11 protein-coding genes are annotated in these 13502 nt (G+C 60.5%); 7 read left to right on the top strand and 4 right to left on the bottom strand.

The genetic code is table 11. The annotated features are described in order from the left end of the window. Window positions 1-248 precede the first annotated feature (248 nt). The 4 genes from NXC24_RS25810 to NXC24_RS25795 all read left to right on the top strand — a co-directional run bounded on the left by NXC24_RS25810 (window position 249) and on the right by NXC24_RS25795 (window position 5000). Window positions 249-944 (top strand): GntR family transcriptional regulator, encoded by a 696-nt coding sequence (locus NXC24_RS25810; protein ID WP_104827837.1) that lies wholly within the window; start codon window positions 249-251, stop codon window positions 942-944. Between the two features lie 153 nt (window positions 945-1097). Then, window positions 1098-1985: a dihydrodipicolinate synthase family protein gene (locus tag NXC24_RS25805; protein WP_104826269.1), complete on the top strand. Its 888-nt coding sequence runs from the start codon at window positions 1098-1100 to the stop codon at window positions 1983-1985. Window positions 1986-1987: 2 nt separating this feature from the next. Further along, entirely contained in the window at window positions 1988-3334 is a 1347-nt protein-coding gene (locus tag NXC24_RS25800) for an FAD-binding oxidoreductase (RefSeq protein ID WP_104827836.1), read from the top strand. Window positions 3335-3548: 214 nt separating this feature from the next. Beyond that, entirely contained in the window at window positions 3549-5000 is a 1452-nt protein-coding gene (locus NXC24_RS25795) for a CHAD domain-containing protein (RefSeq protein ID WP_104826268.1), read from the top strand. 65 nt (window positions 5001-5065) lie between these two features. On the opposite strand, the gene NXC24_RS25790 is transcribed toward NXC24_RS25795, so the two are convergent. Both NXC24_RS25790 and NXC24_RS25785 read right to left on the bottom strand, forming a co-directional pair. After that, entirely contained in the window at window positions 5066-6118 is a 1053-nt protein-coding gene (locus NXC24_RS25790; RefSeq protein WP_104826267.1) for an S-adenosylmethionine:tRNA ribosyltransferase-isomerase, read from the bottom strand. After that, window positions 6115-6837 carry an SDR family oxidoreductase gene (locus NXC24_RS25785; protein ID WP_104826266.1) on the bottom strand — a complete coding sequence of 241 codons (723 nt, stop codon included), beginning with the start codon at window positions 6835-6837 and terminating at the stop codon, window positions 6115-6117. The genes NXC24_RS25790 and NXC24_RS25785 overlap by 4 nt, the downstream gene beginning before the upstream one ends. Before the next feature lie 86 nt (window positions 6838-6923). Here NXC24_RS25785 and soxR point away from each other — a divergent pair, with 86 nt between their 5' ends. After that, a complete protein-coding gene (gene soxR, locus NXC24_RS25780; RefSeq protein ID WP_104826265.1) occupies window positions 6924-7358 on the top strand; it encodes a redox-sensitive transcriptional activator SoxR in 435 nt (144 codons plus the stop codon). A 50-nt stretch (window positions 7359-7408) separates the two neighbouring features. Here the strand turns inward: soxR and NXC24_RS25775 are convergent, their stop codons facing one another. Then, window positions 7409-7717 carry a response regulator gene (locus tag NXC24_RS25775; protein WP_104826264.1) on the bottom strand — a complete coding sequence of 103 codons (309 nt, stop codon included), beginning with the start codon at window positions 7715-7717 and terminating at the stop codon, window positions 7409-7411. Window positions 7718-7831: 114 nt separating this feature from the next. After that, the gene (locus tag NXC24_RS25770) at window positions 7832-8809 is read right to left on the bottom strand and encodes an HWE histidine kinase domain-containing protein (protein WP_104826263.1); all 978 of its coding nucleotides are present in this window, start codon (window positions 8807-8809) and stop codon (window positions 7832-7834) included. 362 nt (window positions 8810-9171) lie between these two features. On the opposite strand from NXC24_RS25770, the gene NXC24_RS25765 reads away from it, so the two are divergent. Next, a complete protein-coding gene (locus tag NXC24_RS25765; RefSeq protein WP_104826262.1) occupies window positions 9172-12864 on the top strand; it encodes a PAS domain-containing protein in 3693 nt (1230 codons plus the stop codon). After that, window positions 12861-13502, top strand: a complete 642-nt coding sequence (locus NXC24_RS25760) for a response regulator (protein ID WP_104826261.1) — start codon at window positions 12861-12863, stop codon at window positions 13500-13502. The genes NXC24_RS25765 and NXC24_RS25760 overlap by 4 nt, the downstream gene beginning before the upstream one ends.

Genomic DNA, 13502 nt, shown 5'->3' with positions numbered 1-13502 from the left:
ATGATGGGGCAGCGATGGACGTCGGCTGCCAAAGCGCCTTCTCGTTCCCGAGGGTGTTTTGGCGGCCGCGGCCGCTTGCCGTCCTGATGTGGGCAACGCTCCAAGTCTACGCTCCCTAATTCTCGAATCTCTCGCGTCAGGCCGCTTAAACGGGCACGAAAGGCATTGCAATCTCCACGAAAGACTTGACGTCTATCTTATGTCTACTTAATGTCTTCTAAAAGGATAATGACATGAGCGACGATGATATGACGACCGACATCGCGAGCCCCGACCGGAAGGCCAGCCTTAGCCTTGCCCTGCGCAGACGGATCCTCACCATGGAATTGCCGCCTGGCTCAGTTCTGGACGAAGTGGCGCTGAGCGAGGAGTTCGGCCTATCCCGCCCGCCGGTTCGGGAGCTGATGCGCCAGATGGCTGGCGAAGGTTACATCGAGTTGGAAGCGAACCGGGCCGCGCGGGTCAGCTCGATGAGCTACCAGTCGTTGCGTGACTACTTTCTGATGGCGCCGATGATCTACATCACCGCGAATAGGCTGGCGGCCGAGAACCGTACTCGGGCAGAACTCGGCGCTCTGAAGCAGATTCAGCGAACCTTTCAGAAGGCGGTCGACAATTGCGACGCCGAGGGTCGCGTCTTCTATAACGACCAGTTCCACCGACAGATAGGCGAGATGGCGCACAACGTCTATCTCGTTCCCAGTCTCCGGCGCCTGCAGATCGACCACGCCCGTATCGGGAAGATCTTCTACAAGCATCCGAACACGCCGCGCATGCAGGAAGAACTGGAGCTTGCATCCCGGCAGCATGACGAAATGATCGAGGCCATCGAACGACACGACGCCGATGCCTCGGCCGAGCTGGCGCGCCTGCACATCGAACTCTCTCGACGAAACATGGCCATGTATGCGGCCCCGGAGGGTATGGAAACGCCGACCCTCTAGGGCGGCATCTCGAAGAACAAACCAAAACCATCGCTGGAGAGGCAGATGAGCGAACTTTCAAGCAAGCAGGAACATAGCCGGGTAAAGACGAGCCCTTTGTTGCCTGCCAAATGCCTCGACCTTTCGGCACCTAACCTCGGGGACATAACAAGAATGTCTGACTTTCAGTTTCCAGGCTTGAACCTTGCCATCGCCACTCCCTTCGACGATGCCGGCCGCATCGACTACGGGCGTCTCGAACACAATGTCGAGCGCTACCTTGCAGCCGGCGTCAGGAGCTTCCTGTTCAGCTCCGGCACCGGGATGCATGTCTATCTTTCCAAGGAGGAATCGGAGGAGCTCGTCAGGCGCGGTGCGCGCATCGTCAACGGTCGGGCGAAGGTGATCGCTCAGACATCGGCTCTCCTGGTGGAGGACGTGGTCGAGCGCACGGTGCGCGCCCGCGATGCCGGTGCCGAAGGCGTCATGGTTCTTCCACCTTTCTTCGAAGGACCGACGGACGATCAGGGAATCCTTGATTTCTACAGCGAGGTTGCGAAGGCGGGTCTGCCGGTCATCGGTTACAACGTACCGCAGGCGGTCGGTGTTGCGATCACGCCCGAACTTCTGGAGAAGCTGAACGAAATTCCCGGATTCTGTGCCGTCAAGGACAGCAGCGGCGATCTTGGAAAGCAGGCGGCACTCATTCGTACCGGCCGGTTCGTGATGAACGGCGCCGACCCTCTCGTTCCCTATGCGCTCTATGCGGGATGTGACGGTTTGATCTGGGGTGGCGCGAACTTCGCTCCACGAACCTCCGTCGCCCTCGTCGAGGCAGCCGCCGAGCGCAAGTGGGACGAGGTCCGTGAGCTCTGGAAGATCCTGGAGCCGTCTATGGGGCTGATCTGGGAAGGAGACTACGTGCAGTCCGTCTATGCGGCCGCCGAACTGACCGGTTACGGGGCGGGAGTACCGCGTAAGCCGCTGCGCGCGCTTGCTCCGGAAAAGCTTCCCGCTCTCCGCCGCTCCCTCGAAGCGCTCATGGAGCGGGAAGCGATTTGACCGTGACCAAGGCCGCAAAGAACGTCTTCGTCGCATCGAAGCTTCCCAAACGCACGGGCGTGTCGGGATGGGTGGCGACACTTCCGCCGCGCACGCCGCGCCCGGCCTTGGGCGAAGCGATCAGCGTCGACGTCGCGATCATCGGCGGCGGCTTTGCCGGCCTGTCGGCCGCGCACCGCCTCTCGCAGCTCGACCCGACCGTCCGGGTGGCCGCTCTCGAAGCGGGTATCGTCGGCGAAGGTCCGGCCGGCGCCAATTCCGGCTTCATCATCGATCTTCCGCACGAGGTCTCCTCGAACGATTTCAGCGGCGAGTCGGAGGGCAAGTTCCGCGACTCCGTGCTCCTACAGCGTTCGGCAATCGCGCTCGCGACCAAACTCGCTGTAGAGAACGGCTGGGGACAGGAGCTGTTCGATCCCTGCGGCCGCTACAGCGTCGCGATGAGCGCCGAAGGCGACAAGCATCTCGAAGCCTATTCGCTGCAGCTTTCGAAGATGGGCGAAGCCCATCGGCTCCTCAAAGCCAGCGAGATCGAGGCGGTGACGGGATCGAAGGCCTTCACCTCCGGCCTGTTCTCGCCCGGCACGATCATCATCCAGCCGGCCGCTTATATCCGCGGGGTGGCCAACTGTCTGAAGGAGCCGGTGAGGCTTTTCGAGCAGACACCTGCTCTTTCCTTCGAGCGCTTCGGCGGCGGCTGGCTGGTGAAAACGCCGAAGGGCTCGGTGCAGGCGGGCAGGATCATCATGGCCAATAATGGCCATGCGGAAAGCTTCGGCTTTTTCCGCGGACGCCTCCTTCACGTCTTCACCTATGCATCGCTGACGGAGGAATTCGATCCGGCAAGGCTAGGCGGAGAAAGAAAGTGGGCGGCGACACCTGCGCTTCCGATGGGAACGACGGTGCGGCGCATCAATACCCGCGGCGGCGACCGCATCCTGATACGTTCGCGCTACAGCTACAATCCGAGCATTGAGATCAGCGATGCCGCGATCCGCAGCGCCGGCCGCCTGCATGACGGCAAGTTCTCACATCGTTTCCCCACGCTTGCCGGCGTCGGCATGCAGCATCGCTGGGGAGGCGCGATGGCGCTGACGCGGAACCATGTGCCGGCCTTCGGCGAAATCGAACGAGGTGTCTTCGCAGCCTGCGGCTGCAACGGCCTCGGCGCGTCGAATTCGACCGCTGCCGGCATCGCCGCGGCCGAGCGCGTGCTCGGGCACGAGTCCGAACTCGGCCGTGTCTATAATCGCCTGGCAGCACCGGTTGCGCTGCCGCCGCAGCCGCTGACCACGATCGGAGCGAAGCTCCATCTGGCCTACCGGGAATGGAGTGCCGGGGCCGAATGAGACGCGAATTTTATCTGCGCCGCCGGCGAAGATGATAGTGGCGAGGCGAGCCCATACCGCCGAAGCGACCTCTCGCGCAGGCATCCGCAAACCCATGTCGCAGGCTGACATCATTATTGTTTCACAGGGGGTGATTGGACCGAACCATCAGACCCTTGAGGCGTTATAATGTCTTATGGGGTGGTCTAATACGCGTACGCGCCGGAGGTCTTCGATGTCACCCGAAGTCGAACTGAAGCTTGAGCTTTCCACGGAAGCCGCAAAACGGCTGTCGCGGTTCACCCCCCTTACCAACCCTGAAAAGGTCCTGAAACAAACTTCAACCTATTTTGACACCGACGATCACAAGCTTTTTCAGAACGGGTTCACCCTCCGTGTCCGTCAGACCGGCGATGTTCATGTCCAGACCGTGAAAGCGGTGGGCCAGAGCCAATCTCTTTTTGCCCGTTCGGAATGGGAGACGCCCATCGAAGGGGACAAGCCGGTCGTCGACGATTCCAATCCGCTCAAAACCGAGTTCGGTGAGGAACTTGCTGTGTCGCCCGCCTTCAACGTGGAAATCGAGAGGCGCGTTTGGACCGTGAAGGAAAACGGTTCCCTGATTGAGGTGGTCATCGACCAGGGATCGGTCGTCTCTGGTGACCGGAACACCGCCGTGCGGGAAGCCGAGCTTGAGCTGAAGGATGGCAATCAGAAGGACCTATTCGTATTCGCACGCAAGATCGAAGCGGTCGCGCCCATTCGTTTTGGCGTTCGCTCCAAGGCGGAAAGGGGCTTCGCGCTGATCGAGCAGCAGAAGTCCGTTTTCAAGGCGGAGGACATTCGCCTCGATCAGAATATGCACGCATCCGATGCCTTTCAAACAATTGCCGCCTCGTGCTTCCGGCAATTTCGTTTGAACGAGGATGTCCTGCTGCGGCAGCGAAATGCTGAAACGCTGCACCAGGCCCGCGTAGGGCTGCGTCGCCTGCGCTCCGACTTCTCGCTGTTCAAGCGAATGCTTCCGGGCGATGAGCCGCAACGACTGAAGGACGAGCTGCGCTGGCTGGCCGGAGTCCTCGGAGAGGCGCGCAATCTGGATGTGCTGCTGACAAAGGCGACGGACCCGGACCTGCGGGGCCGGCTGACGGATGCCCGGGAGGCTGCATACGACGACGTGGTTGAGGGATTGAACTCCAGTCGTGCCCGCGCGCTCATGCTGGATTTTAACGAATGGCTTCGGTGCGGCGAATATCTTTCGCTTCCCGAGACTGAGGACGTGCGGGGCCTGTCGGCGTTGGAGTTTGCCGAAATGGCGCTCAACCGAATGCGCAAGAAGCTGAAGAAGCACGGGCAGGCGCTCGCCAAGGTCGACGATCGTCAACGCCACGAGGCTCGCAAGGACGCGAAGAAGCTGCGCTATGCGGCCGAGTTCTTCGGGTCACTGTTCGACAACAAGCGCGGCGTGCGCCTTCACCGGCGTTTTATCGGCGCAATGGGGAGGCTTCAGGACCATCTTGGATTGCTGAACGATCTTGCAACCGGGCCCAACGTACTGAGCAAGCATGGTCTGACCAACCATCCGGCTGCCGACAGTGTTATTTCCCATGCGGACAAGGATGTGCTGATAGACGACGCGCAGGTTTCGCTTGACGAGGTGCTGGACGCGAAGAAGTTCTGGCGCTGAACATCGTTTTACAGCAGGAATGCCCGAGGATCATGGCGATCTCCCCGGGCTTCGTCGTGAGCGCTTCAGGTGCTGTCCGAGCCGGCCGCAGCGGCGGTTGATAAATTATACAGCACGGAATCACCGAATTCATGCGTGCGATACCGCCCCACGGTAAGCACTGCGGAGGCCTTTGCGAGCAGGGCATCATCGGCAAAGGCGCGCAGAAGCTCGAAATGGCTTTCGCCGGGCTGGTGGACGCCCGTCAAAATCGTATCGACCACGCGGAGCGGCGTGCCCTGGGCGATGCGCCCCGTCGCAACGCCATTTCCGGCGCGAACGCTGCCGTCGGGATTGGCCGCCGCCTCGAGGGCGCGCACGACGCTCGTGCCGATCGCGATGATGCGCCTGCCCTGGAGCTTCGCCCGCGCGATCTGCTCTGCGGTGCGCTCGGGGATGCTGTAAGGCTCGTCGAAGGGAAGACGTGAGTCGAGTGCGGGATCGCCGGTCGAGGAAATGCCCGCAGCATGCGTGAGCGACGCGAAGCCAATGTCGCGCCGGCGCCATGCCTGAAGCGTGCGCCAGTCGAGCGCAAAGCCTGCCGACGGCGCCTCGAAGGCGAGCGGTCGGGCTGCAATCTTCGTCCATACATCCCACAGCGCCAACGGTTCGGGAACATGCGCATATTGGATCGGCCGGCCATATTGCGCCAGACCGGCAAACACCGCCGCTTGGTTGCTGAGGAAACGCAGTTCAAGAAGGCGAGGATGGTCGAAAAGGCGCTCTATGACGACCTCGAGCGGGCCGAGCCGAAGCTGATCGCCCGGCGACAGCGGTGGCGGTGCCGGCCGGTCTTCCGTGCGTGCCCGATGATCGCCCGAGCCGAAGGCGATTGCCACGAAGCGAGTAGGATCGGGAGGTGATAGCCAGCCGGCGAGGCGGATCTCGACCGCCTTCCCGCTTGGCGCATGGATTCCGTGCAAGCTGGCAGGCAAGGTCGCGGCATCATTGGCGACAACAAGATCGCCGGGATTGAACAGCGCCGCGAGCTTGCTGCGCGGCATGTCGCGCATCGTGCCATCCGCCTCGATGACAAGCAGCTTGGCGGAGTGGCGGTCGGATTGGTCATCGGCGATCATGCCTGTCCTCCGGCTATAAGCGCGGCACGGACCGGCAACGCGGTGAGCATCTTCTCGATGATCTCGGCAGCGGCGAGCTCGGGAGCCTTCAAGGTCGACGGATCGGCGTCGGGAAGTGCCAGTGCGTGAAGCGGGGTGTCCATATCGCCAGGGTCAAGCGCGAGGAACCTTATACCGTCGGGCTTCGCTTCCTCGTCCCAAATCGCCGTCAGATGGGCAAGAGCGGCCTTGCTCGCCCCATACGCTCCCCAGCCGGGATAGGCGTTGACCGCCGCATCGCTGGAGATGTTGATCACCAGTGAGCCGCGGCCCTCGCGTGCGGACGCGGCAAGCGCGCCGAACAGCGCCTTCGTCAGCCGGAACGCACCGAGGAGATTGACCGCAAGCGCCGCCTCCAGCTCTTCGCACTCGGTATCGGCCAGAAGCGCCAGTGGGACAGGGCCGAGGCTCGACGCATTGTTGATCAGGACATCGACCCCGCCCAGGCTGGCTGTAACTTGCATCGCGGCCGAATAGATGTCGTCCTTCTTGCCGATATCGGCCATGATGCCGTGCGCGCCCGTCTCGGCTGCGATGCGTTCGACATTCGCTGCCGTGCGAGCGACGAAGGCGACACGCGCCCCCTTCGCCGCAAGCTGGCGCACGAGGGCCAGTCCCAGCCCCGAGGTGCCGCCCGTGATCGCCACGCGAAATCCCTGAAGATCGATATTCATCTGCATTGCTGGTGCTCCTTCAATGGGTACCAACAACTGCTACAAGTTCAAGTTAACTTGAAGTCAAGCGGGAATCGTGCTCTTGTTTACGCATGGATCCGATGCTTACCATCACGGACGTATCGCGGCGCAGCGGCGTTGCCTCATCTGCCTTGCGTTTCTACGAGGAGCGCGGGCTGATCGCCTCCGAGCGCGCCGGCTCAGGACATCGGCGCTATCACCGATCCATATTGCGCCGGATCGCCTTCATCATCTTTGCGCAGCGGATCGGGCTGACGCTTGAGGAGATCGGCGCGGAACTCGACAAGCTGCCGGCCGACCGTATGCCATCGCGTCGGGATTGGTCGGAGTTATCGGGCGAATGGGCAAAACGCATCGATGAGCGCATTGCCGAGCTGCAGCGGCTGCGGTCGGGGCTTACCGAATGCATCGGCTGCGGCTGCCTGTCGATCGACCGATGCAGCCTCGCCAACCCTGCCGATGTGGCGGGACGCAAGGGGCCAGGGCCGAGATATTGGCTGGGGTGAATTGGCGGCAGCATCCCCGGAGCGATGCGTGACGGCATTCGGCTGCAGGTCTACATCGTAAGAGCCTGGATCACATCGAGCAGGCCTTTCATATCGGTCGGCTTTCCGACATTGACAGCATTGGCAAGGATTGCATTCTGGGCCAGTTCGGACTTTTCGCATGCGCTCGCGAGGACGAAGGGCACGCCCAGCGACCTCAATAGAATTGCGACGGGTGTCACCTTTTCATCGTCAAGATTGACATCCAGGACTGCTGCATCCGGACGTTCGTCTTGCAGGAGATCGAGGGCATCCTCGACCGAGCCGACCGGTCCGAGCACGCGGAAACCTCCGTTGATCAACGCTTCCCTCAGTTCCATCGCTATGAAGAACTCGTCTTCGACTATGAGGATGAGGTTCCCGCGTTCATCATGGCCTCTCTCTCTCTCTCTCTCTCTCTCTCTCTCTCTCTCGCATGTCCGCTCATCACATCCTCACACAGGGAGTTTGATCGTTGCAGTCAAACCACGACCGCCGTAGGCAAGCTCCACCTCGCCGCCCAAATGGGCAGCAGTACCCTCGATCAATTCCGTTCCATAGCCTTTGCGTGTCGGCGGTGCGACGCCCGGGCCTTTCTCTTCCCGCCACTCGCATTTCAGGTATTTTCGTTCTTTTGGCCCGGCTTCCAGCGACCACTTCACATGGATTTCGCCTTCAGGAACAGACAAGGCGCCGTATTTTACCGCGTTGGTGGCCAGCTCATGGATCATCATGGTGATCGGAAGGACCTTTGAACTCGATAGTTGCACGGTCGGCCCCTCAAAATGAAGCCGATCCACGCCGATTTCGCTGACGGTGTTTTTCAGCAAAGCCGCCAGATCAGTTGTTCCATTGTTTGATACGAGTTCCTGGGCGCGTAAAGTGACATCCAGCCGTCCAAGGAAAGCATCGCGATACTCGTTTGCGGTCCGACCTTCAATACCTGTTTGCAGCGCGATCGCGCGCACGACCGCAAACAGGTTCTTCATACGATGCCGGGTTTCGGAGATGATGAAGCTTTGCTCGGCCTCGTGGCGCTGGCGCTCGGTAACATCGTCGAAAAGAACGAGGACGTTGGTGCTGTTGTCGTCGGGATGAACGAGGCGCCGAGCATCGATGAGGAAAGTCCGCCGACCGATCGCAGGAAAGTCGTGCGTCACCTCAAATCCAATCACGGCAGATGCCTTGGGAATTACCGAAGCTATGAGTTGCCGAAGCTCTTCAATGTCCCATTGGCCATTGCCTAGATCAAAGAAACTACGCCCTAAGATGTCATCCCGCTCGACTTTAAAGGCGCGGATGAAAGCGTTGTTGGCAGTCACCACGCAAAACCCCTGATCCAGGACGACCACCGGCTGGGTCATCGTATCGACGACGCCTTGCGCTTGGACATGGCTGCTTCTCAGTAAGCGGTAGAGGTCTTCCAACATCATCGAGGAAATCTTTCCCTGGTTAGAAGTATTCGCATGTTGACGTTCTCGTCCTCAGATGAACGTCGGATTGCTTAACCAGATTTCACCAGCCTGAAAGGCAAGCGAGACTGGCGATGGGCACTAAAATAAAGATGGCGGCTTCATATTATTTGACAAGCCGCTCTCGACACACATTCCGCCAGATGCGGCGTGTTGGCGAGCAGCAAAGCCGCTACGTGTCCATCAATACATGGATTTCCATAAGTTGCAGCGCTGTTGTCACGAGACTACTGTGCGGCATAGGTTCGCCAGTGCCGATATCGAGAAGAAGCCGCTCGAAGCACTGACGATCCCAGGCTTTCTTTGCCCCGCAGGAGCAGCCCATGATGCGCGTCTGGTCGTACCGCCCTCAATTCCTGCACTTAGGGCTTTTTATCGCGGCTTATGTCTTGGGCTGCGGATTCGCTCAATCGCTCGCAATCGTCCCTGGAACCGGTATTTCCATTTGGCCTCCGAGCGGGCTTTTCATCGCCACGCTTGTCCTCGCCCCCAGGCAAAGTTGGCCGTGGTGGATAGTGGCGGGGTGTCTGGCTGAATTGTTCAGCAACCTTTGGTTCCAAAGTCCGCTGCCCGCGGCCTTCCTGATCTATGCCGGCAACGCTCTTGAGGCGGTGGTCGGCGCATGGCTTGTGAATCGGACCTGTGGCCGTCCGGTTCGGCTGGAAACCTTGCAGGAAGTTCTCTCATTCGTCGTCTTTGCCGCTGTCATCGCGCCGATCGTAAGTGCCACGATCGGAAGTGCGACGCTTGCCTGGTTCGACATGCAATCGCAATCCTTCACGACGGCGTGGCCCTTATGGTGGATCGGGGATGCCACCGGGGTCTTGATCGTAGCGCCGCTGGCGTTGGTCGTGTTCCAGAACTGGCGCGGTGAGGCCCAGCTCTCGCCCGCGCGATGGCTGGAAGCCTGCCTCCTGGGGCTGATCTTTCTCGGTGTCGCCGCCCTTTCCTTGAGCGGCGCCTTGCCCTTCAGCTACATCGTCATGCCCCCTCTTCTTTGGGCCGCGGTGCGTTTCGAATTCAAAGGCGCCGCCGTGACCCTGACACTTCTTGCCCTGATCACGGCGCTATTCACGATATCCGGCGCCGGCCAATTTGTCGGTGATCCCGGGTCTCAGAAGCACAACCAGATCATGCTGCAGCTTTTTCTGGCCATCTCGGCATGTTCAGCGCTCATCGTGGCCGCCATATCGCGACAGCACCAGCTTGCGGTGGCCACATTACGCCAAAGCGTTGAGGCATTGCGTGAGCGGGAAAACGAGCTTTCGCAGCTCGTGAACATGGTGCCCGTCCAGATCAGACGTCTGACACCTGAAGGCGAGCCGACCTTCTTCAACAAGCGCTTGCTCGATTTCTTCGGTTTGGACGACCTAGCGCAATTGGACAAGCCTAACATGAGCCGGCTGGCGGCAGCCATTACGACTCTCGTCCATCCCGAAGATTCGGCCCGCCTATTGGAGACTGTCCGCCACTCCCTCGCCACCGGTGAGCCCTATTCGATGAAATATCGCATGCGCCGCGCGGACGGCGCTTACCGATGGGTGGACGGCCGCTGGGAGCCGCTGCGGGATCAAAGCGGAGCGATTGTGCAGTGGTTCGCAATCTCCATCGACATCGACGATGAAGTGCGTGCGCAGAACGCATTGCGCGAAAGTGAACGACAGTTGCGGCAACTCATCGACGCCGTACCCGCTCTGATCTGGAGCGCGACGCCTGAAGGAGTGCCGTCCTACATCAACAAGCGGCTCATGGATACGGTTGGGGTCACTCTGGAAGACTTGGTCGCGCCGGACGGATGGCTGTCGCTGGCCGATGTCTACCCGGAAGACAGACAGGCGGTGAAGCAGGCACTCGCACACTCGTTCGAGATGGGTACCCCTTTTGCAATGAAGTATCGTCAGCATCGCTCCGACGGAGCCTATCGCTGGACCGAGGGGCGCGCAGAGCCGCTACGCGATCCGGAGGGGCGGATCGTGGAATGGTATGGCGTCTGCCTCGATATCGATGACCTCGTGACCGCGCAGGAAGCCTTGCGGCAAAGCGAGCGCCGCTACCGAGACCTGTTCCACTATATGCCGATCGGGCTGGCCCAAGTGGATGCCGGCAAGTTGATACCCCTGTTCAAGGAGTTGCGGGCACAGGGCGTCACGGAACTCAGAACCTATATAGACGAGCACCCCGAATTCCTGCCGCGCGCCTTGGAAGCGCTGGAGGTTGAAGAAGTCAACCGGCATATCATCGAGATGTTCGGCGCAAAGGATACCGGGGAGATGCGGGGGCCGATTACCCGGTACTGGCAGCCGGGCATTGCCACCATACGCCGTTCCATCGAGGCGCGTTATCGCGGTGAGGAGATCTTTCAGGAAGAAACCAAGGTGGCCCGAATGGACGGCAGCGTCATCGACGTCCTTTTCACAACCGCCCGCCCCGGCGCCGTGGCCGACAAGAGCCTGGTTGGCTTTATCGATATCACTGAGCGCAAGAAGGCCGAGGAGGCATTGCGCAACCGGGAGCGGGAGTTCTCGCAGCTCGCCGACATGGTTCCGAGCCTGCTCTGGCGGTTAAGTCCAACCGGCGAGCCGGTTTACTTCAGCAAACGCACTATCGAGTTTTTCGGTTTGGACAGCCGGGCTTATGAGGGGCTGACAATGAGTGGCCTCGCCGCCGCGATAGCGTCTCTCGTCCATCCGGATGATGCGGCGCGACTGTCGGAGGCGCTCAACCGCTCGCTCGCCACCGGCGAGACCTTTTCCCTGAACTATCGCCTGCGTCGTGCCGACGGGGTTTATCGCTGGATGTCGGGCCGCGCGGAGCCGCTGCGCGATCAAAGCGGAAAAATCATCCAATGGTACGGTCTCTCGCATGATATTGATGATCAACTGCGCATCGAGGAGGAATTGCGCACGCGAGAGCGCTCGCTCTGGCAGCTCGTCGAAACGCTGCCCGCGATGATCGATTGTGCGGCACCCGATGGGGAGCCGGTCTATCGCAATCCCCAGCTCCGTGATTTCCTTGGCTATAAGCTTGAAGACCTGGACGGAACTGGAAAATCCCGGCTGGCCGGCACACTCGACGCCGGCGTTCATCCCGATGACCTCCAGGGCGTCAAGGAAAACTATGCCCATTCCTTATCCACCGGCGAGCCGTATGCGCGCAGGCATCGCCTGCGGCGGTTCGATGGCGAATATCGCTGGATCGAGACACGCGCCGCACCGATGCGCAATCCCGAAGGCGCCATCGTGCAGTGGAATGTCATCTGCATCGATATCGACGGCGAGGTTCGCGCACAGGAAGAGCTGCAGCGGGCACGAGAGGGCCTCGCGCGCGCGAGCCAGGCGGCAAGCCTTGCCGAGCTTTCGGCTTCCATTGCGCACGAGGTAAACCAGCCCTTGGCGGCCGTCGTGGCAAACTCGCACGCCTGCCAGCGCTGGCTCATGGCCGAACCGCCCAATATCGAGCGGGCGGAAAAAACGGTAGAGCGCATCATCCGCGACGCCAACTCGGCTGCTGACGTCGTCAGCCGTATACGCGCCTTGTTCAAGCAATCCATAGATACGAGGATTTATACGGCATTCGCGAGCGTCATCAACGAAGCGCGCAACCTCATGGCCGACGAAGCGTTGCGGCATCGCGTTCGGATGGACGTGAAGATTGACGGCAGCCTTCCGCTCATCGCAATCGATCGCGTTCAGATCCAGCAGGTTCTGATCAATCTCATTCGCAACGGCATGGATGCGATGGACTCCATTGCAGGCGAGCGAGTGGTCGGGATGCGCGTGCGCCATATGGGCGATGTCGTCCGGACCGAAATCAGCGATCACGGCCAGGGCATCGAATTTCCCGAGAGAATATTCGAACCTTTCTTCACGACAAAAGCAAACGGCATGGGCATGGGGCTGGCGATCTGCCGCTCGATCGTCGAGTTACACGGCGGACGATTGTGGACCGAAAAGAATGAACCGAGTGGGGCGACATTCATCTTCACCCTGCCGGTTGAAATGAAGGCAGCGCAATGACGACGGACGATCATATTGTCTTCATCGTGGACGATGATGAACGCATTCGGGAGGCGCTCGGCGATCTGCTGGACTCGCACGGCATGCGCGCCATCGCGTTCGGATCGGCCGGCGATTATGTGAGCGCGGACAAACCCGATTTCCCGGCCTGCCTCATCCTCGATATCGAGCTGCCTGATATCAACGGCCTCGATCTGCAGGGGCAGATCGCGGAGGGAGATCATCCGCCGATCGTCTTCATTACGGGGCACGGCGACATTCCATCGTCGGTACGTGCGATCAAGCACGGCGCCGTGGATTTCCTGACCAAGCCTTTCAGCGACGCCGATCTGATGGCAGCGATCCACGCCGCGATCGCCCAGGATCGGGAAAAGAGATCGGAACGTGCCGAACTCGGCATGCTGAGGCAACGCTACCTCGACCTGACGCCACGAGAGCGCGAGGTCTTGCCGCTCGTCGTGAGCGGCCTTCTCAACAAACAGGCGGCGGCTGAACTGGGGATTAGCGAAGTCACGCTGCAAATCCATAGAAGGAACGTCATGCAGAAAATGGCGGCGGCATCGCTCGCCGATCTCGTGCGTATTGCGGAGAGATTGGAAATCCCGATTACCCACTCGCGCCGCGTGGGAGGAAATTGA

The sequence above is a fragment of the Rhizobium sp. NXC24 genome (assembly GCF_002944315.1).
Lineage (GTDB): Bacteria > Pseudomonadota > Alphaproteobacteria > Rhizobiales > Rhizobiaceae > Rhizobium.
The sequence above is the reverse complement of the archived record's forward strand: the minus strand, read 5'-3'. Positions and strand labels throughout refer to the sequence as shown.